The 23246-nt window shown below is 74.4% G+C and carries 26 protein-coding genes and 1 riboswitch; of the genes, 13 read left to right on the top strand and 13 right to left on the bottom strand.

Going from position 1 to position 23246, the window contains the following annotated elements; translation table 11 throughout:
- Positions 1–28 precede the first annotated feature (28 nt).
- Positions 29–385 carry a hypothetical protein gene (locus CLV37_RS15590; protein ID WP_106211942.1) on the top strand — a complete coding sequence of 119 codons (357 nt, stop codon included), beginning with the start codon at positions 29–31 and terminating at the stop codon, positions 383–385.
- Here the strand turns inward: CLV37_RS15590 and CLV37_RS15585 are convergent.
- Complete coding sequence (locus CLV37_RS15585; protein WP_211298684.1) at positions 382–765, bottom strand: ATP-binding protein; 384 nt, start codon at positions 763–765, stop codon at positions 382–384. The two genes, CLV37_RS15590 and CLV37_RS15585, sit on opposite strands and share 4 nt — an antisense overlap.
- Before the next feature lie 87 nt (positions 766–852).
- Between CLV37_RS15585 and CLV37_RS27680 the strand changes: the two genes are divergently transcribed.
- Entirely contained in the window at positions 853–1209 is a 357-nt protein-coding gene (locus CLV37_RS27680; protein ID WP_106211938.1) for a hypothetical protein, read from the top strand.
- A 17-nt stretch (positions 1210–1226) separates the two neighbouring features.
- The gene (locus CLV37_RS27675; RefSeq protein WP_211298683.1) at positions 1227–1601 is read left to right on the top strand and encodes a VOC family protein; all 375 of its coding nucleotides are present in this window, start codon (positions 1227–1229) and stop codon (positions 1599–1601) included.
- A gap of 344 nt (positions 1602–1945) precedes the next feature.
- Here CLV37_RS27675 and CLV37_RS15570 read toward each other — a convergent pair whose 3' ends face one another.
- Positions 1946–2482, bottom strand: a complete 537-nt coding sequence (locus CLV37_RS15570; protein ID WP_106211936.1) for a P-loop nucleotide/nucleoside kinase family protein — start codon at positions 2480–2482, stop codon at positions 1946–1948.
- A gap of 544 nt (positions 2483–3026) precedes the next feature.
- Here CLV37_RS15570 and CLV37_RS15560 point away from each other — a divergent pair.
- On the top strand, positions 3027–3212 hold the full coding sequence (locus CLV37_RS15560) for a hypothetical protein (RefSeq protein WP_106211932.1): 186 nt from the start codon (positions 3027–3029) through the stop codon (positions 3210–3212).
- Positions 3213–3297: 85 nt separating this feature from the next.
- Here CLV37_RS15560 and CLV37_RS15555 read toward each other — a convergent pair whose 3' ends face one another.
- The 3 genes from CLV37_RS15555 to CLV37_RS15545 all read right to left on the bottom strand — a co-directional run bounded on the left by CLV37_RS15555 (position 3298) and on the right by CLV37_RS15545 (position 7829).
- On the bottom strand, positions 3298–5319 hold the full coding sequence (locus tag CLV37_RS15555) for an alkaline phosphatase (RefSeq protein WP_211298682.1): 2022 nt from the start codon (positions 5317–5319) through the stop codon (positions 3298–3300).
- A 124-nt stretch (positions 5320–5443) separates the two neighbouring features.
- Entirely contained in the window at positions 5444–7270 is a 1827-nt protein-coding gene (locus tag CLV37_RS15550) for a putative bifunctional diguanylate cyclase/phosphodiesterase (RefSeq protein WP_106211930.1), read from the bottom strand.
- 103 nt (positions 7271–7373) lie between these two features.
- Positions 7374–7829, bottom strand: coding sequence for an Lrp/AsnC family transcriptional regulator (locus CLV37_RS15545; RefSeq protein ID WP_245885427.1), 456 nt, complete (start codon positions 7827–7829; stop codon positions 7374–7376).
- Between the two features lie 102 nt (positions 7830–7931).
- On the opposite strand from CLV37_RS15545, the gene CLV37_RS15540 reads away from it, so the two are divergent.
- Entirely contained in the window at positions 7932–9608 is a 1677-nt protein-coding gene (locus tag CLV37_RS15540; RefSeq protein ID WP_106211926.1) for an alpha-keto acid decarboxylase family protein, read from the top strand.
- A gap of 108 nt (positions 9609–9716) precedes the next feature.
- On the opposite strand, the gene CLV37_RS15535 is transcribed toward CLV37_RS15540, so the two are convergent.
- The gene (locus CLV37_RS15535) at positions 9717–10655 is read right to left on the bottom strand and encodes a DUF389 domain-containing protein (RefSeq protein WP_106211924.1); all 939 of its coding nucleotides are present in this window, start codon (positions 10653–10655) and stop codon (positions 9717–9719) included.
- Positions 10656–10794: 139 nt separating this feature from the next.
- On the bottom strand, positions 10795–12081 hold the full coding sequence (locus CLV37_RS15530) for a UDP-N-acetylmuramoyl-tripeptide--D-alanyl-D-alanine ligase (RefSeq protein ID WP_106211922.1): 1287 nt from the start codon (positions 12079–12081) through the stop codon (positions 10795–10797).
- A 119-nt stretch (positions 12082–12200) separates the two neighbouring features.
- Here CLV37_RS15530 and CLV37_RS15525 point away from each other — a divergent pair, with 119 nt between their 5' ends.
- The 6 genes from CLV37_RS15525 to CLV37_RS15500 all read left to right on the top strand — a co-directional run bounded on the left by CLV37_RS15525 (position 12201) and on the right by CLV37_RS15500 (position 17129).
- On the top strand, positions 12201–12794 hold the full coding sequence (locus CLV37_RS15525; RefSeq protein ID WP_106212036.1) for a M15 family metallopeptidase: 594 nt from the start codon (positions 12201–12203) through the stop codon (positions 12792–12794).
- Positions 12791–13879: an alanine racemase gene (gene alr, locus CLV37_RS15520; RefSeq protein ID WP_106211919.1), complete on the top strand. Its 1089-nt coding sequence runs from the start codon at positions 12791–12793 to the stop codon at positions 13877–13879. The genes CLV37_RS15525 and alr overlap by 4 nt, the downstream gene beginning before the upstream one ends.
- A gap of 32 nt (positions 13880–13911) precedes the next feature.
- Positions 13912–14832, top strand: coding sequence for a D-alanine--D-alanine ligase family protein (locus CLV37_RS15515; protein ID WP_211298681.1), 921 nt, complete (start codon positions 13912–13914; stop codon positions 14830–14832).
- 17 nt (positions 14833–14849) lie between these two features.
- Positions 14850–16049, top strand: coding sequence for a sensor histidine kinase (locus CLV37_RS15510; RefSeq protein WP_106211915.1), 1200 nt, complete (start codon positions 14850–14852; stop codon positions 16047–16049).
- Complete coding sequence (locus CLV37_RS15505; RefSeq protein WP_106211913.1) at positions 16046–16702, top strand: response regulator; 657 nt, start codon at positions 16046–16048, stop codon at positions 16700–16702. Before CLV37_RS15510 ends, CLV37_RS15505 begins: the two co-directional genes overlap by 4 nt.
- A 36-nt stretch (positions 16703–16738) precedes the next feature.
- Positions 16739–16802, top strand: a riboswitch (guanidine-III (ykkC-III) riboswitch).
- A gap of 12 nt (positions 16803–16814) precedes the next feature.
- A complete protein-coding gene (locus CLV37_RS15500; protein WP_106211911.1) occupies positions 16815–17129 on the top strand; it encodes a DMT family transporter in 315 nt (104 codons plus the stop codon).
- A 107-nt stretch (positions 17130–17236) separates the two neighbouring features.
- On the opposite strand, the gene CLV37_RS15495 is transcribed toward CLV37_RS15500, so the two are convergent.
- Both CLV37_RS15495 and CLV37_RS15490 read right to left on the bottom strand, forming a co-directional pair.
- Positions 17237–17764, bottom strand: a complete 528-nt coding sequence (locus tag CLV37_RS15495) for an SRPBCC family protein (protein ID WP_106211909.1) — start codon at positions 17762–17764, stop codon at positions 17237–17239.
- 18 nt (positions 17765–17782) lie between these two features.
- Positions 17783–18979, bottom strand: coding sequence for an MFS transporter (locus CLV37_RS15490; protein WP_106211907.1), 1197 nt, complete (start codon positions 18977–18979; stop codon positions 17783–17785).
- A gap of 30 nt (positions 18980–19009) precedes the next feature.
- Between CLV37_RS15490 and CLV37_RS15485 the strand changes: the two genes are divergently transcribed.
- Entirely contained in the window at positions 19010–19663 is a 654-nt protein-coding gene (locus CLV37_RS15485) for a GntR family transcriptional regulator (RefSeq protein WP_106211905.1), read from the top strand.
- A 19-nt stretch (positions 19664–19682) separates the two neighbouring features.
- On the opposite strand, the gene CLV37_RS15480 is transcribed toward CLV37_RS15485, so the two are convergent.
- The 3 genes from CLV37_RS15480 to CLV37_RS15470 are packed head-to-tail and all read right to left on the bottom strand — an operon-like array spanning position 19683 to position 21401.
- Entirely contained in the window at positions 19683–20207 is a 525-nt protein-coding gene (locus CLV37_RS15480) for a hypothetical protein (RefSeq protein WP_211298680.1), read from the bottom strand.
- A 43-nt stretch (positions 20208–20250) separates the two neighbouring features.
- Positions 20251–21039: an SDR family oxidoreductase gene (locus tag CLV37_RS15475; protein ID WP_106212032.1), complete on the bottom strand. Its 789-nt coding sequence runs from the start codon at positions 21037–21039 to the stop codon at positions 20251–20253.
- Positions 21039–21401 (bottom strand): nuclear transport factor 2 family protein, encoded by a 363-nt coding sequence (locus CLV37_RS15470; RefSeq protein ID WP_106211903.1) that lies wholly within the window; start codon positions 21399–21401, stop codon positions 21039–21041. The genes CLV37_RS15475 and CLV37_RS15470 overlap by 1 nt, the downstream gene beginning before the upstream one ends.
- Positions 21402–21479: 78 nt before the next feature.
- Here CLV37_RS15470 and CLV37_RS15465 point away from each other — a divergent pair, with 78 nt between their 5' ends.
- Positions 21480–22274: a MerR family transcriptional regulator gene (locus CLV37_RS15465; protein ID WP_106211901.1), complete on the top strand. Its 795-nt coding sequence runs from the start codon at positions 21480–21482 to the stop codon at positions 22272–22274.
- Between the two features lie 20 nt (positions 22275–22294).
- Here CLV37_RS15465 and CLV37_RS15460 read toward each other — a convergent pair whose 3' ends face one another.
- The gene (locus CLV37_RS15460) at positions 22295–22726 is read right to left on the bottom strand and encodes an acyl-CoA thioesterase (protein WP_211298679.1); all 432 of its coding nucleotides are present in this window, start codon (positions 22724–22726) and stop codon (positions 22295–22297) included.
- Between the last annotated feature and the right edge of the window lie 520 nt (positions 22727–23246).

The raw sequence follows: 23246 nt of genomic DNA, 5'->3' as shown, positions 1-23246 counted from the left end.
GCCCGCAGGCGCGACGAGGGGGTGTGCGGTGAGGCTGGGGTTCGAGAAGCACCCGGTGACGAACCTCAAGCAGGCCCTGACCGGTTTCGAACGGTCCGGGTTCGGGGTCCTGTGGTCACCGGACCGGGAGTCGGCGCTGCTGTCGGCCCCCGGCGGCACCCGGGCCGCGGTGCACCTGGAGGTCCACGACGTCGAGCTCGAGCTCGGCGCCGGGGGCGTGTACCTGCTGGAGGACGTCGACGCGTTCTTCCGGGCCCACGCCGAGCGCGACTGGGTCGTCGAACCCTGCGACACCGTCCTGGGCCGCTACGCCGCCCTGCGGACGAAGGCCTCCCTGCCGCAGCGGTTCCTGCGGCCCGGGCCGGAACTGGCGGGGCACCTCTAGCGCGGCAGGTCGAACCAGACGGTCTTGCCCCGTCCCGCCGGCCGCACCCCCCACGCCGAGGCCAGGGCGTCGACGATCGCCATGCCGCGTCCGTGGACGGCGCCGGTGTCGGGGTGCCGGACGGCCGGCAGGGCCGCGTTGTGGTCGCCGACCTCCACGTGCACGTCGCGCGGGGAGACCGCCACGGCGAGCTCCACGCGGCTGCGGGCGTGCTCGACGGCGTTGGTGACGAGCTCGCTCACCATGAGGACCGCGCTGTCGCACACGCCCTCGGCGACGCCCGCCTCGAGGCAGCGCTCGCGCACGAAGGAGCGGGCCTGGGAGGCGGCACGCCGGCTGCGTTCCAGGCTCAGCGACGACAGCACCGACCGGGCGATCACGAGACGATGGTGGACCATCGCGCTCCCGCGTGCGACGGTGGGTCCTCGCACGCTCAAGTTCCGGTCGCCGCGGCTCGATGGATCGACGTGGACGACGCGTCGGGCGGGGTGCGGTGCGCTCGGTGCGAGCGCTCCCTGACGGCCGGCGACCGCTGGTGCCCCCTGTGCTTCACCCCGGCGCCCGCGGCGACGTTCGCCGGCCCGGTCGCCACCCACCGCAGCGACGACGTCCCGCGCGCGGCGCGGGTCGAGTACCGGCAGTCGCGGTGGACGGGCAGCTCCGTCACCTTCGGGCCCGTCGGGCGGATCGTCCTGACGCTGCTGCTGCTCGCGGCCGTTCCGCTCGCGTTCCGCTTCCAGTGGGTGGTGGGCGTCATCTGGACGTTCGTGCTGGTGCCGTGGGCGCTGCGCGACGTCTGGCGGGAGGTGCGCGTCCGGCGCTGAGGCCCCACCCTGGGACGGTGGCGACACTGCGGCTGACCGCGACCGTCCTCGACACCCCCGACCCCCCTGCGCTGGCAGCGTTCTACCGCCGACTGCTCGGGTTCGAGACGGTGCGCGAGGACCCCGACTGGGTCGTCCTGCGTGATCCGCACGGGGTGACGGGGCTGTCGTTCCAGCGCGAGGAGCAGCACGTGCGCCCGGCGTGGCCCGCCAGGGCGGGCGAGCAGCAGGTGCAGGACCACCTCGACATCGCCGTCGACGACCTGCCCGGTGCCGTGGAGCACGCGGTGGCGGCGGGGGCGTCGGTGGAGGGGTTCCAGCCGCAGGAGACGGTGCGGGTGCTGCGGGACCCGCACGGGCACCTGTTCTGCCTGTACCTGCCGGAGGAGTGAGCGCCGGTCACGTCACGGCGAGGAGGTGGTGAAGAGGTGTTCTCAGGGAGGTGTTCGGCGGGGGTCGCCTGGTGGCCGACCCCCCGGCCACCAGGCTGACACCCCACGTCCCGCGAGTCCGATGCGCCGCTGCGGGCCCCCCAGCCCTGGACGCACCCCCCGAACTCCCGGGGTCGTTGCCCGGTGGTCGACCCCCCGACCACCGAACGGGTACTGCAGTTCCTCCAGAGCCCGACGTGCCGCAGACCCCCCAGCCTGTGCACGCCCCCCGGACTCACACGTGACATCGCTCGACCCGGCGGGAGCGTTACAGGCCCCTCGACGTGTCCTGGGTCACACCCGGGTCACAGGCGCGGCGGGGGCCCCCAGCCCGCGTACCCCGGCCACCGCCGGGCGGTCCAGTCCGCCCAGTCCGCCCACCGCGGCGGCGAGAACGACGGGGCCAGCTCGTCCACGCCGGGGGTCTCGAACCGGCCCCGCCAGGTCTCGAGCTCGTCCTCGCCGATGGGGAAGGTGGTGTGCGGGCGCTCGCGCCAGCGCTGCTGCACCCGGGCCCGCTGCACGTCGGGGGCCACGTCGCAGAACTCGACCACGCACCGCGCCCCGGCGTCGGCGAACAGCGCCCGCAGGGCCGTCCGCTCGTCGCGCGACCAGAAGCCGAAGTCCAGGACGACGTCGACCCCGCGGCGCGCCACCTCCAGCGCGGTGCGGATGAGCTGCCCCTCCAGGGCGTCGCGCCCGGCCTCGGGGTTCTGCCCGCCGAAGACCGGCACCACCCACTCGTCGGTCGTCAGGCGCAGGGCGCCCCCGCGCTCCAGCTCCCGGGCGCGGGTGGACTTGCCCGCCGCGGGCAGCCCGACCACGAGGAAGACCGTGCTCACCCCGGCAGCCTCGCACCGGTGGGCACACTGGGCGCCGTGACGACGACGGACGCGGTGCGGTGGCGGGCTCTGACGGCGCACGGGGATGCCTGGCAGGTCCACGGCCGGCTGCGCGGCGGTGCCGACGAGCTGCCCGGGGTCCGGCTCACGGCCAGCGGCCTGGCGCACGCGCAGTGGAACAACGCCGACGTCCACGACCCGTCGCTCGTCGACGTCGACGCGCTCCGCGCCTGGTACGCCGGACGGGGCGTCCCGTGGGGGGTGCGGGTGCCCACGGGCTCGCCCTGGGCCCACGGGACCTTCCTGTTCCGCAAACCGCTGGCGGTGCTCGACCGCGCGCGGTTCACGGAGCCGGCCCCGTCCACCGGGCTGGAGCTGAGGGCGGCGGGCCCGGCGGACCTCGACGAGGTCGTCGCCGTCGACCACGCCGCGTTCGGGGGCGAGCGGGACGCCACCCGCGCCTGGTGCGCACCGCTGCTGTCCGCCCCGCAGGCCGACGTCGTCCTCGCCCACCGCGACGGGGTCCCCCGTCGGCACCGGCTACGTGCTGCGCTCCGACGGGTGGGCCGGTTCCGCCGCGTACCTCGTCGGCCTCACCGGCCCGGTCGACGACCTCGCCGGGTGGTTGCTGGCCCGGGCCTTCGCCGCGGGGGCGGAGTTCGCGCACACCCACCAGCCGGTCGCCGGGTTCACCCGGGTGGACGGCCTGGACGTGCACGTCGACGTCTGAGGCCGGACGCGGGAACGGCACGTTGCCTCCGCGGTCCCGTTCAACGGGACCGCGGAGTCAACGTGCCGAACGGTGGGCGGTCGCCTCAGCCGACGGGCGCGGCCGCCTGGGCGGCGACCTCGGCCTGCGCGGTCTTGGCCGCCGAGCTCTTCAGCACGTAGGTCGGGATCTGCAGCCCGAGGGCGGCGCAGATGGTGTGGAAGACCTCGGTGTTGTCGAGCAGCTTCGCGAACCCCTGCGCACCCGGGCCCGAGGCGCCGATGAAGACGTCTTCGACGGTGTGCACGCAGTTCGTCTCGTCCAGCGGCAGGTTCCCGATCTGGACGACCGAACCCGGGTCGCGCGCCGGGTTCGGGTAGGCCCGCTCGGTGACCGGGTCCTCCAGCGCCGGCTGCGCCAGGACGGCGTTGTGGGCGAAGTCGTCCGGGTGGTCGGGGTGGTTCGACCAGCCGAAGAACAGCTGGACGTCCGGGTTCGGGTCGTCGGGGAACCCGTCGCCGTTCGCGTCGACGTAGGTCGGGAACCCGGCGTCGGCGTACACGCCGTTCTGCTGGCGCGCGGGCGAACCCTCCTTGGAGAGGGTGTGGGTGCCGGCGATGCTCATGGCGTGGTTGTGGTCGGCGGTGATGACGATGAGGGTGTCCTCGCCGTTCTCCTTCGACCACTCCTTGGCCACGGCGATGGCCTGGTCCAGCTCGATCGTGTCGTACACGGCGCGGGGGCCGTCGAGCGGGTGCTCGGACTTGTCGATCGAGGCGCCCTCGACCATGAGGAAGAAGCCCTTGTCGTTCTTCTCCAGGACCTTCAGCGCGGCCTTCGTCATCTCGACGAGACCGGGCTGGTCGGGGAAGTCACCGAGGACCTCGGGGTTCGGGGTGATCTGGCGGTCGATGTAGACGTTCAGGTTCCCGAGGGTGAAGGTGCCGAGCAGCTTGTCCGGGGTCCCGGCCGCCATCACGGCGGCGAGCTCGGTCCGGGTGCCCGCGTAGGCGAAGCCCTTGTCCTTGAACTCCTCGATGAGGTTCCGGTCGTCCTTGCGCTTGGAACCCTTCTCCGACTGCGGCAGGAAGGTGGCGCGGCCACCGCCCATGTACACGTCGGGCATCTGACCGGGCTGCAGGGCCTGGTCCATGATGCTCACGTACTCCGAGCGGCGGCGGGTGTGCGCGAACACGGCGGCCGGGGTGGCGTCCTGGACCTCGGCGGTGGTGACGATCCCGACGGACATGCCCTTGGCGCGCTTGAGGATCTCGGCGAGGGTCTCGACGTGCGGGCTCGCCGTCGGGTCCTCGGAGTTCCCGGCGTAGACGCCCATGGCGTTGACGGAGGACTTGTGCCCGGTCATGTACGCGGACATCGAGTTCGCCGAGTCGGTCGCGATGGAGTCGGCGCCGGAGGTGGTGACGTTCCCCCGGAAGTCCATGGTGTCCATCTCCAGGAGGGCGTCGTACTTGCCCTCGGTGATGCCCTTGGACAGGATGCGGGCGCCGGTGATGGCGGCCTGGCCCATGCCGTCGCCGAGGAAGAAGATGACGTTCTTGGCCTTCTTGCCCTCGGCCTCGTTCAGGACGACCTCGTGGGTGACCTCCTGGGAGGCCGAACCCTTCGAGGAGCTCACGGCGGCGGCGATGGTGTAGGAACCCTCGGTCGGGTACACGAGGTCCTTGAAGGTCACCTCGACGGAGTCCGGGGCCGAGCTCGTGCGGATCGGGGCCGGGCTCAGCATGGGCGCGGGGCCGTGGCCGTCGCTGACCTTGATGACGATCTTCGTGGTCTCGGGGTCGACCCCGGTGGCCTCGATGCGCAGGTCGAACTTCGCACCGACCTGGAACTTCGCGCGGTCGATCGGCAGGACCTTGACCGCGCTGCCGCCGCTGGTGGTGGACCGCGCGACGCGGCGCAGGGTCGTGGAGTAGTGCGCGTCCTTGACGTTGAGCTGGGCCGGCACGTAGGCGGGGGCGGCGGACGCGGCGGACGCGTCGACGAGGCCCTTGCCGAAGACGACGGCGGTCGCCAGGCCGCCGGTCCCGAGCAGGCCGCGTCGGGTGAAGAACCCGCGGCGCTCCTGCGGGTTCTCGTCGTTCGTGCTGGACTGGGGGTCGGTCACCGGCGTACCTCTCGTTCGAGCTCTCCGGCGACGCTGCGCCGGCTCCAAGGGCCTGCACAACGTGACAGGGTTCGGGAAACCCCTGGAGAACTCGCCGGGAACGAGTGGTGCACGGTGCGTTGCGTCAGCTCGCCCGTTCGGGCGGGCGCGTCCCCAGGACCGGCGGGGAGTACAGGTACCCCTGCGCGTACCCGCACCCGCGCTCGCGCAGGTAACGCTCCTGGGCCGGGGTCTCGACCCCCTCGGCCACCGTGTGCAGGCCCAGGGAGCCGGCCAGGGCGAGGACGGCGTCCACGAGGGCTTCGTCCCCGGGGTTCACGCCGATGCCCGACACGTAGGAGCGGTCGAGCTTCACGCAGTTGAACGGCAGGCGCTTGAGGTACGCCAGCGACGAGTAGCCGGTCCCGAAGTCGTCGAGCGACAACCCCACGCCCAGGTCGCTCAGGGCCGCCATCTCGCGCTGGATCGCCGGGGCCGCCGACATGAACTGGGTCTCGGTGATCTCGATGTGCAGCTCCCCGGGCAGCAGGCCGTTGTCGGCGAGCACGGCCTCCACGGACCGGCGCAGGCGTCCGCTGCTGACCTGGCGGACCGACGCGTTCACGGACACGGCGAGCCGGTGCGGGGGCGGGACGACCGCGACCAGCGCGGGGGTCCGCACCTCCTGGCCCTCGCGCTGCCAGCGCGCCAGGCACGCGCCGGCCTCCCGCAGGACCCACTCGCCCAGGTCGGCGATGAGGTCGCTCTGCTCCGCCACGTCGATGAACTCGACGGGGGCGAGCAGCCCGCGGACGGGGTGCTGCCAGCGCACGAGCGCCTCGGCGGCGATGACGGCCCCGTCGCGCAGGTCGACGATGGGCTGGTAGTGGACGCGGAGCTCGTCGTCGCCGAGCGCGGCGCGCAGGTCCTCCTCGACGTCGAGGCGCCGGTTCGCGGCGGTCCGCAGGGCGTGGGTGAAGCGCGCCCGCTGGTTCTTGCCGCTGAGCTTGGCCTCGTACAGGGCCGCGTCGGCCTCGCTCAGCAGCACCTCGGCGGTGCGCGGCTCCCCGGGACCGCACACGGTGATGCCGACGCTGGTGCGCGGCACGATCGTGCGGCCGGCCAGCGGCAGCGGGGTCGAGACGGCGTCGATGAGGCGCTGGGCGACCACCTCGGCCTCGGCGGCGTCGTGCAGGGTCTCGCACACCACGACGAACTCGTCGCCGCCGTACCGGGCGGCGGTGTCGGCCTCGCGGATGGCGTCCCGGACGCGGTGGGCGACGGTGACGAGGACCGCGTCGCCGGCCTGGTGCCCCAGGACGTCGTTGACGTCCTTGAAGTCGTCGAGGTCGAGGAACAGCAGCGCGACGTGGGTGCCGTCCCGCCGGGCCCGGGCCAGGGCCGCGCCCAGGTGGTCGTCGAGCAGGTGGCGGTTCGGCAGCCCGGTGAGCTGGTCGTGCAGGGCGAGGTGCAGCAGTTCCTGCTCGGCCCGGTGCCGTTCGGTGACGTCCTCGAAGTGGCTCACCAGGTAGTCCGCCCCCCGCTGGGTGTGGACCAGCCCCTTGCGGACGTGGGCCCGGACCTCCTCGCCGTCGGGGCGCAGGTACCGGCGTTCCCCCTCCCACCGTTCGAGTTCGCCGCGGGCGAAGGCCCCCAGCACGTCGGTGATCCCCGCCCTGTCGTCGGGGACGGCGAAGTCGGGGGTCCCGCGGCCCACGAGGTCGTCGGCGGTGCGGCCCAGGAGGTGGCAGAACTCCTCGTTGACCCGCAGGATGCGGCCGGGTTCGTAGGGGTCGAGGCTCTCGATGGCCATCCCGACGAGGGACACGTCGAAGGCGAGGCGGAACCGTTCCTCCTGCTCGCGCAGGGCGGCGGCGGTCGCGCTCTGCCGGTCGAGCTGGTCGCGCAGCGCGGTCAGCTGGCGCGCGAGGTCGGCGTCCGGCGTCCCGGGACCGGTGACGGTGGTTCCCACGGCGACCTCCGGCGGTGCGCGAGACGGGTGTTGCGCAGCGTCACTGAAGGTAACTTCTAGAACCGGTGGTCACAAGCGGTTCCGCGGATCCGGCGCCCGCCGGTCAGCGCAGCAGGTGGTCCATCCGGTAGCCCAGGAGTTCACGCAGCACGATCGACGTCGAGGTCCGGCGGATCCCGCGGCAGAGCATGATCCGCTGGGTGATGTCGTAGACGTGGTCGGCGTCCCGGGCGGCGATCTGGATCATCAGGTCGGAGTCGCCGGAGATCCCCAGGCACTCGACGACCTCGGGGATGCGCGCGATGTCCTCGACGAGGCCCGCGAACTCGTCCTGCTCGACGCCCGCGGTGACCAGGGCCCGCAGGGGCAGACCCACCGTGGCCGGGTCCAGCCGCGTCGAGTTCGCCCGCAGCACGCCTTCGGCGGCGAGCCGCTCGAGGCGGCTGTGGACCGTGCCGCGCGCCAGGCCCAGCGTGATCGCCAACTGGGCCACGGTGGCGCGCGGATCGCCGTCCAGCGCCAGCAGGATGCGCCGGTCGGTGTCGTCCAGAGTGGTCACACCGATCACTCTAGGCGGTCGACACCCTCTCGGGCCGGTCAGATCGATCAACGGCGACGGTGACTCTTGTGCGATCCGCCCGTCGACCGTCTCATCGCAGTCATGGCTCCCAGCGTCACCCCCACCGTCACCGTGGGCACCTACCTGGCCCGGCGCCTCGAGCAGCTCGGGCTCACCCACCTCTTCGGCCTGCCCGGGGACTTCAACCTCGGGCTGCTCGACGAGCTGCTCACCGGGTCGGCGCTGCGCTGGGTCGGGTCGAGCAACGAGCTGAACGCCGGGTACGCCGCCGACGGGCACGCCCGGTTGCGGCGCGGCCCGGCCGCCTTCGTCACCACCTTCGGCGTCGGGGAGCTGTCCGCCGTCAACGCCCTGGCCGGCAGCTTCGCCGAGGACGTCCCCGTCGTGCACGTCGTGGGCCTGCCCTCCACGCGGGCCATGGCCGACGGGGCGCTGCTGCACCACTCCCTGGCCGACGGCGACTTCGGGCACTTCGTCCGCGTCGCCGACGAGGTGTGCGCCACCGCGGTCGTCGTCCGGGCCACGGGGGCCTGCACCGCCATCGACCGGGCGCTGATGACGGCCGTCGGGTCGTCCAAACCCGTGTACCTCGGGATCCCCGCCGACGTCGCCGTCGCACACGTGCCCGCCGCCCCCCTCGGCCGGCCGCTGCGCGTCCTGCACAGCGACCCCGCGGTCGCCGAGGAGTTCAGGGTGGCGCTGACGGACTTCCTGGGCGACGCCCCCGAGGTCACCGTGCTGGCCGGTCCCGGCCTGCACCGCCGTCACCTCGAGGAGCGGGTGCGGACCCTCGCCGCGCAGAACGGTGTGCGGATCGCGACGCAGTCGGCCTCCAAGGCCGTGCTCGACGAGTCCCACCCCGCGACGCTGGGCGTGTACGCCGGCAGGTTCACCCGCGACCCCGAGACCCGCCGCCGCGTCGACGAGGCCGCGCCCCTCGTGCTCGCGGGGGTCGTGATGACCGACTTCCTCACGGGCTCGTTCACCCACGGGTTCGACCCCGACGCCGCCGTCGACCTGCACCTGGACCACGCCCGCATCGCCGGCGCCGCGTTCTACGGGCTCTACCTGGAGGAGTCGCTGCGGATCCTCGAGGAGGTCCTCGAGGCCCGCAGCCCGCGTCCGGAGCCGCTGCCGCGCCGGGCCGTCACCGAGGCCGTGCCGCACGTCGCCGCCCACCCCGACGGTCCGCTCACCCACGCCGACCTGTGGCCCCTGCTGCAGGACTGGCTGAACCCCGGGACCCTGCTGGTCGCCGAGGCCGGGACGTCGTTCTACGGCGCCCTGGAACTCACCCTGCCCGACGGCTGCGACCTGCTGGGCCAGCCCGTCTGGAGCTCCATCGGGTACACGCTGCCCGCGACCCTCGGCGCGATGCTCGCCGCCCCGGAGCGCGAGACGGTCCTCGTCATCGGCGACGGGTCGGCCCAGCTCACCGTCCAGGAACTCGGGCGGTTGCTGACCCTCGGGCTGACGCCGACGGTCCTGCTGGTCAACAACTCCGGCTACACCGTCGAACGCGCCATCCGCAGCCCCGAGGCGGTCTACCAGGACGTCGTGGAGTGGGACTGGACGAAACTGCCCGCCGCCCTCGGCGCCCCCGCCACGCCCGTGTTCCGCGCCGAGACCCCGGCCCAGCTCGTGAAGGTGCTCCACGAGGTCCGGGCCGACCGCGAGCACGCGGCGTTCGTGGAACTCGTCCTGCCGCGCGACGACGCCCCCGACTCCCTCGTGCAGCTCGCCCGTTCCGTCCGCTGACCCCCCGCCCCGAACTCCCTGTTCCGAACTCCCGCCGAAGGCACACCTCGCGCCCGCGGTTGCCGGCGTGTCGGGGCGCGAGGTGTGCCTTCGGCGGGAGTTCGGGGGTCAGCGTCGCGGCCGGCGGACCCGGGACCACAGGGCCTGCTGCACCCGCAGGGTCACGACGGCGGCCACGAGGATGCAGCACAGGTTCAGCACCAGTTGCCACAGGGCGCCGAGCGCCGTGCCGTACTGGGCGGTGACGACGCCGGCGGCGAAGTCGGCGGCGGCCGGGACCGTCGTGACGCTGATGAACACCCCCACCAGCGGCCCCGCCTTCGCCGAGGTCAGCGACAACGTCCCGGCGATCCCCGCCAGCACGGCGACGACGACGCTGAAGGCGTCCGGGGAGGCCACGAACGAGGTCAGGGGCCGTCGCCCGTCGAGGAACTCCTGCGGGACGAGCCCCACCCGGTCCAGCAGCAGCACCGCCACGGCGGTCACGGCGATCGCCAGCGGGAAACCCAGGCCGAGGGCGCGCAGCGGGCCGCCCACCCGGTCCCGGCGCCGCCGGACGACGGCCACGGCCAGTGCGGCCAGCGGCCCGAACTCCGGGCCGAGCACCATGGCGCCCACGATGAGCACCTGCGAGTCGGTGAGCAGGCCGACGGCGGCGATGAGGGTGGCCAGGACGAGGAAGGCGTAGAACGACGCCGAGTTCGTCGCCCCGCCGTCGGCGGCCCGTTCCACCTGTTCCCAGATGAGCGCGTCGTCACCCTCGCCGGGTGCCGCCTCCTCGGCCTCCTCCACCCCGCGCCCCAGGGCGGTGTCGACGGCCTCCAGCACGATGCTGCCGTCGCGTTCCAGGCCGAGCGATTGCAGGTCACCGACGACGGCGTCGACGGCCTCGCGCGCCACGTCCGCCTCCACGAGGTCCCCGGCGGGCCGCAGCACGACGCCGCGGTGCGCCGTCACGTTCGTCACCCCGGGATCGGACTGCAGGGCGTCCAGGACGGCGTCGGTCGAGGTTCCCGGGCTGATCACCCGCAGGTGCAGGACGCTCACCGGGTCATCCTGGCAGCACCGACCCAGACCGCCCCCACCCCCGGCGATCAAGGAACTCTCCACCGCGATCAAGGACGGCCCGGCTGCCTCTGCCTCGAATCGTCCTTGATCGCGGTGGAGAGTTCCTTGATCGCCGGGGTCAGGTGAGGGCGGCGACGAGGCGTTCGAGGCGCGAGGGGCGGGAGGCCTTGACGAGCAGGGCGTCGGCGGCCGTGAGGCGTTCCCGCAGGAACCCCGCGGCGGCCGCGACGTCCGGGACCCACGTCCCGCCGAGGGGTTCGGCGTCGGGACCGACCGCGACGACCTCGACCCCGTGGTGGCGGGCGGCGGCCGCGACGGCGCGGTGTGCGCGGTCGTGCAGCGCGCCGAGTTCGCGCACCGGCCCGAGAGCCGCGACGCGGTGGCCCGCCCGCGCGACGGCGGCCAGCGTCGCGAACGCCGCCGCCATCGAGGCGGGGGAGGCGTTGTAGCAGTCGTCGAGCAGGACCCCGCCGTCGTGCGCGCGCACGAGGCGCTGCAGGCGGTGCTCGCCGGGTCCGCTCGTCCGCTCCAGACCCGCGACGACCTGCGCCAGCGGGACACCGGCGCCGAGGGCCACCGCGGCCGCGCACGCGGCGTTCGCGACCTGGTGACCCCCCACGACCCGCAACCGCACGTCGGCGGGACCCGCGGGGGAGTGCAGCCGGAAGCTCGCGCGCCCCTCGGCGTCGAGGCGGACGCCGGAGGTCGCGACGTCCCCGCGGGCCCCGAACGTCACCACCCGCGCCCACGTGCGCCCGGCCATGGCCAGCACCCGCGGGTCGTCGGCGTTCAGGACGACGAGGTCGGACGTCGCCTCGACGAGTTCGCCCTTGGCCCGCGCCAGGAGTTCCGGGGAACCGAACCGGCCCACGTGCGAGAGCCCGAGGGCGGTCACGGCGCTGATCCGCGGCGGCGCGATCCCGGCCAGGTACGTCAGGTGCCCGACGGCGCGCGCGCCCACCTCCAGGACGAGGTCGCCGCCGGTGGGGGGCAACCGCAGGGCGGTGAGGGGGACGCCGAGCTCGTTGTTCTGGTTGCCGCGCGTGGCGGTCGCGTCGGGCAGGACCGCGGCGAGGAACTCCTTCACCGACGTCTTGCCGTGCGAGCCCGTCACCGCGATCACCCGGGTGTCCCGGGTCGCGACGACGTGCCGGGCGAGGCGGCCCAGCGCCACGACGACGTCGGGGACGACGACGGTGGGCCGGGCGGTCGGGCGGGTCCCGAGGACGGCCCGGGCCGTCCCGACGTGGTCGTGCCCGTCGGCGCGTCCTCCCGCGAGGGCGACGAACAACCCGTCGGGGACGGGGTCGCGGCTGTCGAGGTAGGCGGCGCCGAGGACGCGGACGTCCCCGGTCGCGCGGCCACCGGTGATCGCGGCGATCTGCTGCAGGGTCGTGTCGAGCACAGCACGACGGTGCCCGCCCGCGGGGCCGGTGCGCCTCCACCCCGGGGACAGCGCGCCGGTACCTGAGGGGGATCTGCCCGCGACCCCGCGTTCCGCACCCTGGGACGGTGACCCTGCTCATGAGCGATCCCACCGTGGCCGCGGTCCCGGTCCGGGACACCGGTGAACCCCTGCGGGAACTGCCCGCCGCGTTCGGCCCCGCCCGCGCCCGGGTGCGGGCCGGCCTCGCCGCGCGCCTGGACCTGGCCCAGCACCTGCTGCCGGACGGTCTGGCCCTGCGGGTCGTCGAGGGGCACCGGCCCCTGGCCGCCCAGCAGACGATCGTCGCCGCCTACCGCGAGGTCGTGCGCGCGGCGCACCCCGGTGCCGGCGCCGAGGAGCTCCTGCACCTGACGAGCCGGTTCGTGGCCCCCGTGGACGTCGCCCCGCACGTGGCGGGCGCAGCGGTGGACCTGACCCTCGTCGACGCCGACGGCGCGGAACTCGACCTGGGGACCCCGGTCGACGCGACGCCCGAGGACTCCGCCGGGGCGTGCTTCACCGCCGCGGAACTGCCCGCCGCGGCCCGCCGGGACCGGGACCTGCTGGTGCGCACCCTGAGCGCGGCCGGACTCGTGAACTACCCGACCGAGTGGTGGCACTGGAGCTTCGGCGACCGCTACTGGGCCGTCGTCACCGGCGCACCCGCCGCGTTGTACGGACCGCTGCCGTGAAGCTCCTGACCCGGGTCGCCGGGCCCGTCCTGGAACTCGACCTCGACGCCGTCGCCCACAACACGCGCACGATCGCGGCCGCCACGTCCGCGGACCTCATGGCCGTCGTGAAGGCCGACGGGTACGGGACCGACGGGACCGCCCTGGCCCGCACCGCCCTGGCGAACGGGGCGCGCAGCGTCGGGGTCACGAGCGTGGCGGAGGCGCTGGAGCTGCGGGCCGCGGGGATCACCGCCCCGGTCCTGAGCTGGCTGAACTCCCCGTTGACGGAGTTCGGCCCGGCCGTCGCCGCGGGGGTCGAGATCGCCGTCCCGAGCCCGGCGCACCTGCTCGCGGTGCCCCGCGGCGCCCGCGTCCACCTGCACCTCGACACGGGCATGGCCCGCGACGGCTGCCCACGCGCGGACTGGTCGCTGCTGTGCGGGGAGGCGGCCCACGCCGAGCGGTCCGGACGGATCGAGGTCATCGGGGTGATGAGCCACCTGGCCTGCGCCGACCGGCCCGCCGACCCGGTGAACGAGTTGCAGCGCAGACGGTTCGACGAAGGACTGCGCATCGCCCGGCTGGCCGGGCTGCGACCGCGCACCGTCCACCTCGCCGCGACGGCGGGAACCCTCGCGAACCCCGCCGACCACCACGACCTCGTCCGCGTCGGGGCCGGCCTCCTCGGGATCGACCCCCTCGGCGGGGCGGCGCTGCGCCCGGCGGTGACGTTCCGGGCGCCGCTGTCGGGGGTCCGCAAGGTGCCGGCGGGAACTCCCGTCGGGTACGGCCACGCCTGGACGGCCCCGCGCGACACGGTCCTCGGGCTCGTGCCCGTCGGGTACGCCGACGGGGTCCCGCGCGGAACTCCCGGCCAGGTCGGGCTGGGGGACCGGCGGTGCCCCGTCGTGGGCCGGGTGTCGATGGACCAGACGGTCGTCGACCTCGGACCCGAACCCCGGCCGGGACTGCTCGTCGGGGAACCCGTGACGTTCTTCGGCGAGGGCGGTCCGAGCCTGGCCGACTGGGCCCGGTGGAGCGGACGGCTGGAAGCGGAACTGCTGGTGGGGCTGGGGCCCCGGGTGGACAGGAGCACGAGATGACGACGACGAGCACGAGGACGAGGACGACCAGGGTGGCCGTGGTCGGGGGTGGCAGGAACTGCGAGCACGACGTGTCGCTGGCCTCGGCGGCCGCCGTCGCCGACGGGCTCGAACCCGGCCACGACGTGGTCCGGCTGACGATCGGGCGCGACGGCGAGTGGCGCGACGAGGAACTGCGCCCCCTCGGCCTCGCGGGGGCCGTCCGCGTCCTGCAGAGCTGCGACGTCGTGTTCCCCGTCCTGCACGGGACCCTCGGGGAGGACGGGACGCTGGCGGCCCTGTGCGAACTCGCCGGGGTGCCCTACGTCGGGTCGGGCACCGCGGCCGGCGCGGTGGCGATGGACAAGTGGACGACGAAGCTCGTGGCCGAGGCCGTGGGGGTCCGGACGGCCCGGGGAACCCTCGTGGGTCCGGGGGAGCAGGTGCCGTGGACCGGCCCGGTCGTGGTGAAACCCGCCACGGCCGGGTCGAGCCTGGGGGTCTCGCTGGTCCGCGACCCCGGCGAGTTCGACGCCGCGCTGCGGACCGCCCGCGAGCTCGACGACCGGGTCCTCGTCGAGGAGTTCGTCGTCGGCCGCGAGTTCTGCGTCGCCGTCCTGGGACGGCCCGACGGGACGCGCACCACCGCACCCGTCGAGGAGGTCGTCCACGACGGGATCTTCGACCACGAGGCCAAGTACTCCGGGCACCCCGACGTCCGGCTGCCCGCGGAGATCTCCGACGTCGAGCACGCCGCGCTCGTGGACGCCGCCGTGCGCGTGTACGACGCCCTCGGCTGCCGGGGCCTGGCCCGGGCCGACTTCTTCCTCACCGCCGACGGCGTCGTCCTCAACGAGGTCAACAGCACGCCGGGCATGACGGAGCACTCGGCGGCCCCGCTGATGTTCTCCGCCGGCGGCCTCGGCTTCGAGGACCTGTTGGCGCTGCTGGTCACCGACGCCCTCCCGTCGTGACCCCTACGCTGGACGACGTGGGAACCCCGCTCCGCTGGCGCGAACGCTCGCCCGACATCGTCGTGGGCCTGCTCACCGCGGGCCTCGGGCTGGCCGAGGTCGCGGTCCGCACGACGTGGGGCGGGGAGAGCGGCAGCGTCCTGTTCGTCCTGCTCGTCGCCCTGACCACGGCGATCGCCCGGCCGCTGCCCGCCGTCGCGCTGGCCCTCGTGTGGCTGACGGGGGTCGCGCAGTTCGCGACCGGTCTGCCGCTGCTGCTGACCCAGCTCCTGCTGGCCTACGTCGCGTTCGCCGGGGCGCGCTGGGGCAGCCGGTGGGTCCTCGCGCTCAGCGGGCTCTCGATCCCCCTGGGGGTCCTCGTCGGCGGGGTCCTGCTGGTCTACGGGCAGTACTCGCCGGGGATTCTCGTCGTGCAGGGCCTGCGCGACGTCCTGGACCGCGTCGGCGTCTCCCTGCTGGCCGGGCTGCCGATCGCGCTGCTGACGCTGGCCGCGGCCTGGCTGGGCGGGCTGGCGCTACGGTTCGCCGGGAACGCGGCCGTCTCGCGGCGCGCCCGCGTCGAGGCCGAGCAGGAGTCGGCGCGCGCCCACCGCGAGACCGCGCAGGCCTACGAGATCGCGAGGCTGCGCGACGAGCAGACCCGGATGGCCCACGACGTCCACGACGTCGTCGGGCACTCCCTGGCCGTCATCCTGGCCCAGGCGGAGTCGGGGCAGTTCCTGCCCGACGCCGACCCCACCGCGCTCAAGGCGACCCTGCGGACGATCGCCGGCACGGCACGGTCCTCGCTGCAGGACGTCCAGGGCGTCCTGTCGGCCACCCCCGTCCCGCCGGGGCGGTTGCAGGCGCTCATCGACGGTGCGGGGTCGACGGGTTTCACCGTCCGGTCGCACTCCAGCGGCCCTGCGCGGCCGCTGCCGCCGGAACTGGCCGCCGTCGCCTACCGGGTGCTGCAGGAGATGCTGACCAACGCGCTCAAGCACGGCGACCGCGACGTGCCCGTCGACGTCGTGCAACGCTGGCCCGCAGGACCGCACGAGGAACTGGAGTTGTCGGTGACGAACGGGATCCCGGTCGACGGGTCGCCCTCGGGCCCCGGCGGGGGACGCGGCCTGGACGGCATGCGCCGCCGGCTGGAGGCCGTGGGGGGCTGGGCGCAGGTCGCCGTGGACGGGGCGCGGTTCTCGATCACGGCCAGCGTCCCGGTGCGGTCGTGATCCGCGTCCTCCTCGTCGACGACCAGGACCTGTTCCGCGCCGGGGTGAAGGTGATCCTCGACGCCCAGGACGGCATCGAGGTCGTCGGGGACGCCGCCGACGGCCTGGAGGGCGTGCGGCTCGTCGAGGAGCTGCAGCCCGACGTCGTCCTCATGGACCTGCGGATGCCCGAGATGGACGGCGTCGAGGCGACCCGGCAGGTGTTCCTGCCCGACCGGGTGGCCCGCCGCGCGAACCCCGTGCGCGTCGTCGTGCTCACGACGTTCGACCTCGACGACCGCGCCGCGACGGCGATCCGCCACGGAGCCAGCGGTTTCCTGCTCAAGGACACCACGCCCGCGCAGCTGGCCGACGCGATCCGCACCGTCCACGCGGGCAACGCCGTCCTGTCGCCCGGGAACCTGACGAACCTGCTGGAGCACAGCCTGACGACCCCGACGCCGCCGCCGAAGGAGTTCGGGACTCTGACGGCGAAGGAGAAGGAGGTGTTCGACGCCGTCGCGCGGGGGTTGTCGAACGCCGAGATCGGGGCCGAGGTGTTCGCGTCGGAGTCGACCGTCAAGACGCACGTCGGGTCGATCCTGCGCAAGCTCGGGCTGCGCGACCGCGTGCAGATCGTCGTGTTCGCCTACGAGAACGGGTTGCTGGCCTGAGTTGACCTCCCGCCGTTCCCGGGGGAACCTGCTGGGGCAGCGCCGGGACCCGGCGCCCGGACGAGCCCGCCGTACCCGGTCAGCGACAAGACGGTGGGGGAGGAACGTCGTCGTGTCCTGGATCGTCCTGGTCGCGTCCGGTGTGCTGGAGGCCGTCTGGGCCACCGCGCTGGGGAAGTCCGAGGGTTTCACCCGTCCCGTCCCGACCGTCGTGTTCGCCGTCACCGTCGTCGCGAGCACGGTGGGGCTGGCGTTCGCGATGCGCTCCATCCCGACGGGCACGGCCTACGCCGTGTGGGTCGGCATCGGCGCGGCCCTGACCGTCGGCTACGCGATGGCGACGGGCGCCGAGGCCGTGTCGGTCGCGAAGGTACTGCTGATCCTCGGGCTCGTCGGCTGCGTCGTCGGGCTCAAGGTCCTGCACTGACCGCACTGGTCCCCACCCCGCCGAAGGCACACCTCCCGCCCTCAGAACCGGGTTCTCGGGGCGGGAGGTGTGCCTTCGGCGGGAGGGGCGGGGCGGGAGGAACGGGGTCAGCGGGGGAGGTGGGCGGCGTAGGCGGCGCGCAGTTCGCGCAGCCGCAGGTTCGACGCCGTGCCCCACGCGCTCCAGTCGACGTTCCCGCCGTCGAGGGCCACCTCGAGCTGGTCGAGGTGCAGGTGCCAGGCCGCCAGCGACATGGGCACCCACTCGTCCTCACCCTCGAGGTCGTTCGTCAGCCGCAACCGGGTACGGGCGCGCAGCGCGCCGACGTCGAGGGGTTCGAGTTCCCAGCGCAGCAGCCCGTGCTCGGAGTTCGTGTGCTCCAGCAGCCGTGGCGGGTCGAACGCGGTGACCTCCCCCGGCCACCACTCCAGCTCCCCGGGCGGCCCGGTCAGCCACTCGAGGTCGAACCGGCCCCCCGGGCGCAGGTCGGCGCGCAGGTCCGCCCACCACAGCCGGGTCAGGGCCGGGTCGGTCAGGGCCGTCCAGACCGTCGCCACCGAGTGCGGGTACTCACGGGCCAACCGCAGGGTCGCCCGTTCGCCGCCGTGCAGGACCGCGTCGCCGAGGAGGTTCACCCCCTCATCCTGCCGTGCTCACCCCGCCGGGTGCTCGTCCCGCCGCGGGACCAGAGGCAGCGCCACCAGGGGGGCCAGGGCGACGAGCCCGACGGCCCCGCTGAACCCCACGGCGGTGATGAGCGCCCCGATCCCCGGGCCCACGGCCGAGGCCGCGACGAACTGGCCGGTGTTCTGCAGGCCCAGGGCCTTGCCCGACCAGCGGGGACCGGCGGCCTCGGCGACGGACGTGAACGCCAGACCGTTGTCGGCCACCGAGACCGTCGTCGCGACGACGAGGACGACACCCGCGGGCACGGCCCAGCCGGCGGCCCCGGTGAGGGCCAGCAGCACGAGGACCACGACGCCGCAGGCCGCGACCCAGCGCAGCACCCGGACCCGGCTGCCGACGCGGTCGCTGAGCACGCCGACGCCGATCCGGCCCAGGGCCCCGACGAACTGCGACGCCCCCATGAGCAGCCCCGCCGCGGTCGCCCCCCAGCCCAGCTCGACGGTCAGCCACACGAGGCCGAACGTCGACAGCGCGAACTGCGGGACGACCAGGAGCACCGAGACGGCGTGGATGCGCCACAGGAAGCCGTCGCGGCGGTAGGGGTTCGGGACCTGCTGCGCCGCAGCGGCTGCGGCGCGCGGGGGGTTGCGCAGGCCCACCGCGCAGGCGACCGTGAGGACGCCCAGCACCGCCGCGGCCACCAGCAGGGGGCCGGCCGGGCCGTACCGGGACGCCAGCGGCGGGACGACGACGGCGGCGACGGCGACCCCCAGCGGTTGCGACACCTGCCGCAGCCCCATGGCCAGTCCCCGGCGCTCGCGCGGGAACCACCCGACGACGACGCGGCCGCTCGCGGCGTTCGTGCTCGCCGACGCGGCCCCGCCCAGCCCGAGCAGGACGCCCAGCGCCACGAGCCCGTGCGCGGAGGCCGCAGCCAGGGCGGAGGCGGTGGTGAGCGCCAGCCCGCCGGCGATGACCCAGCGCTCGCCGACCCGGTCGGCGAGCGCGCCCCACGCGACGAGGGTCAGGACCATCCCGAGCGTCGGGGCGGCGGCCAGGGTCCCGGCGCGCGACAGCGACAGCCCGTCGCGCCCGTGCAGGAGCGGGATGAGGTACACCGGCGTGCTCACGAGGAGCGTCCCGGCCGCCTGGGCGGCGATCCCGAGCGCGAGCACCCGCCACGCGGCGCGGGGGACGGGCGTCACGGTGTACTTTGTTGGCATACCAACTTGGTATACCACTTGGGGGACGGGATGAGCGGATCGGGCACCTACGACAAGCTGCGGGCCGCGGTGCTCGGCCTGGACCTCGTCCCCGGCGAGCGGCTCAGCGAGCGCGGGCTCGAAGAACTCCTCGGCGCGTCCAGGACGCCGATCCGCGCCGCCCTGGTCCGCCTGGAGAACGAGGGCCTGACGGCGCGCAACGGCCGCGGGTGGCAGGTCGCGCCCATCGACCTCGGCGAGGTTCGCGCCGTCGTCGAGCACCGCGAGATCGTCGAGAGCGGAGCCGTCGCGCTGGCCGTCGAACGCGCCGGGGACCACGAGCTCGAGGAGCTGCGGGCCCTGGTCGCGACCGCCGCGGACGACGCCCAGACCGGGCTGCAGGACGGAGCGGACTTCCACGTCGCGCTGGCCCGCTTGTCCCGCAACGACTTCCTGGCCGACGCGGTCCACGGGGCGCTCACCCGCCTGGCCCGCACCCGGTGGCTGGAGGTGCAGACCCCGGCCTCGCGCGAGCAGGCCCGCGCCGAGCACCTCGCGATCCTCGACGCCGTCCGCGACCGCGACGCCGACCGGGCCGCCGGACTCGTCCGGGCCCACGTCCGGGGGACCCGCGACCGGTTGCTGGAGCACCTCGACGCCGAACGGCTCCGCCTGCGGGGCAGGGGTTTCTCGATCGTCGGGTGAGTGGGGCCGCGCGGTCGGTTCAGTGGCTGGTGGTCCCGCGCCGCGACTCCAGCACCGGTTCGACGAGGCGTTCCACGACCGCCCCGGTGGCGACGGCGGCGACCGCGGCGTGCACGACCTCGACGAACCCCTCCCCGCTGCGCCAGGTGCGCGGCGGGGCACCGGCGCCGGTGGCGTTCTCCAGCGTCTGGTCCACGATGATCCGCAGCAGCGTCTGCGCCACGTCGGCGCGCACCCGGAGCAGCCCGCTGGCCCGCCACACCCCGCGCACCGCGCCCAGCGCCGCGCTCGTCGCCACCACCATCGCCAGGGTCGCCCCACCGGGCCGGTCGTCCTCACCCGGGGAACGCCCGGCCAGGAGCAGCAGCGTCCGGCCCGGGACGTGGGAGGCGGGACGGCCGGTGACGGCGCGCTCCAGGCGCTGGCTGGCGGTCATGGCCGCCGCCCCGGCCAGCCCGCCGAGGAGGCCGCGGGCCGCGGCGGCGGCGAGCACCGCCGGCCGCCCACGCCCGCCCGCCGTCGAACCCGAGATCACCAGAGGCACGGGATCACCCTCCCCCGGCCCGGCGGGCACCGCCAGCCCGGGTTCAGACGGTCGGCACCGTGCCGCCGTCGATGACGTACTCGGCCCCCACGACGGCGCTCGCGCGGTCGGAGACCAGGAACCCGACGAGGTCGGCGACCTCCTCGGGTCGGGCGAAGCGCCCCAGCGGAACCCCGCCGAGGGATTCCAGGAGCGCCTGTTCCGCCGCGTCCCGGCTGGTGCCCCCGCCCTCGGCGAGTCGCCCGATGAAGTCCCCGTAGGCCTCCGTCGAGATGCCGCCGGGGCTGACGGCGTTGACCCGGACCCCGCGGGGGGCGAGTTCGTTCGCGAGGCCCTTGCTGTAGGTCCGCAGCGCCGCCTTGGCCGCTGCGTAGGGCAGGGTCGCGTCGTGCAGCGGGAGCTGGCGCTGGATCGAGGTGACGTGCACCACGACCCCGGACCCCGCCCGGACGACCGCCGGCAGGAGGGCCCGGTCGAGGCGCACCGCGCCGAGGAGGTTGAGGTTCAGCTCCGTCAGCCAGTGCTCCTCGGCGTGGGCCGCGAAACCCCCCGGCGGTGTCGTGGAGCCGCCGACGACGTGGACGAGGACGTCCAGGGACCCGACCGCCCCGGTGATCCGGTCGGCCACGAACCGGGCCCCCTCGACCGTGGAGGTGTCGGCGGCGATGAACCGGTCGGGGCGGTCGTACCCGTCGGGCAGCGTGCGGGCCGTGGTCCACACGTCGGCGCCCATCTCCCGCAGCCGGGCCACGACGGCCCGGCCCGTCCCCTTCGACCCACCCGTCACCAGCGCGTGCCGGCCGTCGAGGCGGTCCTGGTCGCCGGTGCCCATCACGCCCCCTCGTGGTTGGCGATGACGAGTTCGGCCACGAGGCCGCCGCGGAGGGTGAAGCGGTGGTCGAGGTCGGCGACACCGCCGGGGAAGGAACCCTCGAGGCGCAGGGTCACCACCCAGTGCTCGTCGTCGACGCGGTGGGCGCCGGTCTGCTCGGTCGTGTACTCGAACTCCGCGCCGGCGTCGCGGACGAAGGCGTGCACCTCCTCCCGGCCCCGGAAGGTCTCGCCCTGGTCGACGACGACGACGTCCTCGGTGAGGAACGTCGAGGCCGTGTCGGCGTCGTGGACGGTGCTGGCGGCGAGGTACTCGCGGACGGTGGTGGGCAGGGCGTCGGACCGCAGGTCGGTGTTCGTCATGCCGGCACCGTGCGGCCTCGCACCGGCGGAGGGTCAAGCGCTGGACCCTCTCCCCGGGGGAGACCCCACACTGGCGGCGTGCTGACCATCGGGGAGTTCTCGCGGCTGACCCACCTGAGCGTGCGGACGCTGCGCCGCTACCACGAGGGTGCGCTGCTCGAACCGGCCGTCGTCGACCAGGACACCGGGTACCGCTACTACTCCGTGGAGCAGATCCCGACCGCCCAGGTCATCAACCGCCTGCGCGAGCTCGACGTCCCGCTGGGCGACGTGCAGCGGATCCTGCGGACGCCCGACCCCGGCGTGCGGTCGGCCCTCGTCGCGGACCACCTGCGGCGCCTGGAGGCCGAACTGGACCGCACCCGCGCGGCGGTCACCTCGTTGCGCCGCCTCCTGCAGCCCGGTCCCGCCCCGATCGAGGTGGAGCTGCGCGCCGAACCCGCCCGCACGGTCGCGGCGGTGGAGGCCGTGGTCGGCCACGACGACGTGGCGGCGTGGTTCGCCGGCGCGATGGCCGAACTGACGGCGGCCGTGGGGGACGGCGTGAGCGGACCACCGGGCGGGACCTACGACAACGCGTTGTTCGAGGAGGGCCGGGGGCGTGCGCTGGTCTACCTGCCGACCCCCAGCCCGCCGCGCACCGGGCGGGTGCACGCCGTGACCCTGCCCGCCGTGGACCTCGCGGTGACCACCCACGTCGGCGAGCACGACCACGTGGACGTCACCTACGGCGAACTCGGCACCTGGGTGGTGCGGAACGCGATGTCGGTGGCGGGTCCGGTGCGCGAGGTCTACCGCGTCGGCCCGCAGGACGCGGCCGACCCGGCCGCCTGGCGCACGGAGATCGGGTGGCCGGTGTTCCGCGTGGCCTGACCGGGTGCGCTCCGGTGCCGTCAGGTCCCCGGCGTCGTGCTCGGGATCCGGTCGCGGTCGTACGTGATCGTCGTGTACCCGTGCGGCATCGGCAGCCCGTCGGGGCCGAGGTTGACGAACACGATCTTCTCGATCGTCAGGATGGACTGCCGGGTGATCATGTTCCGGACCTCGGCGCGCATGGTCAGCGACGTGCGGCCGAAGTCCGTGGCGCGCAGCCCCATCTCGATGAGGTCGCCCTGCCGCGCCGAGGAGACGAAGTTGATCTCGGAGATGTACTTCGTGACGACCTTGCCGTTGCCGAGCTGGAGGATCGCGTAGATCGCGGCCTCCTCGTCGATCCAGCGCAGCAGGCTGCCGCCGAACAGCGTCCCGTTGGCGTTGAGGTCCTCCGGGCGGACCCACTTGCGGGTCCGGAAGTTGATGGAGTCCTCGTCGGGGTGCGGCGCCATGCGGGCAGGGTAGCGGCTGGTGCCGCTCATGTCAGGACAAAGGTGGGGTCTGGTGGTCCACGGGACCACCGGACCCCGGCGGTCGCAGACCGGTCGGGTTCGCGCCGTGGACGGCCTGGCCGGGGGTGGAACCCTCGAACTCCAGCCGGTCGACGAAACCCCTGGGTGAACGACCGGTGACCCGGAACTCCCGCACCGACGGGCGTCCAGGAGCGGACCCCGCGCCGGCTGGGCGCCCACCGCGGGGGACCGGCGGAACGTCCCGCTCCGGGAGTTCCGGACGCCGCCGCCCCGGAGCGGGAACCTCCTGCGCCGGCGGGTGGCTCGGAAACCGTTCTCACAGCCCCGACCCTTGTGGAACCGGAGGGAGTCCCGCGACACCCGGTGCGGTCCGCCGGCCGGGGAACGGTACGACGTTCCGTCCTGCACGTCCTGGAAGACTCCGGCGTTCCGTCCGCGACGTCGCACAACAGGCCTCGTCGACCCGTCCCGACGAGCACGGACCGGTCGTCCTGTTCAG

The organism is Kineococcus rhizosphaerae (assembly GCF_003002055.1).
Lineage (GTDB): Bacteria > Actinomycetota > Actinomycetes > Actinomycetales > Kineococcaceae > Kineococcus > Kineococcus rhizosphaerae.
Note: the sequence above shows the minus strand (reverse complement) of the source record. Positions and strands in the feature narration are given on the sequence as shown.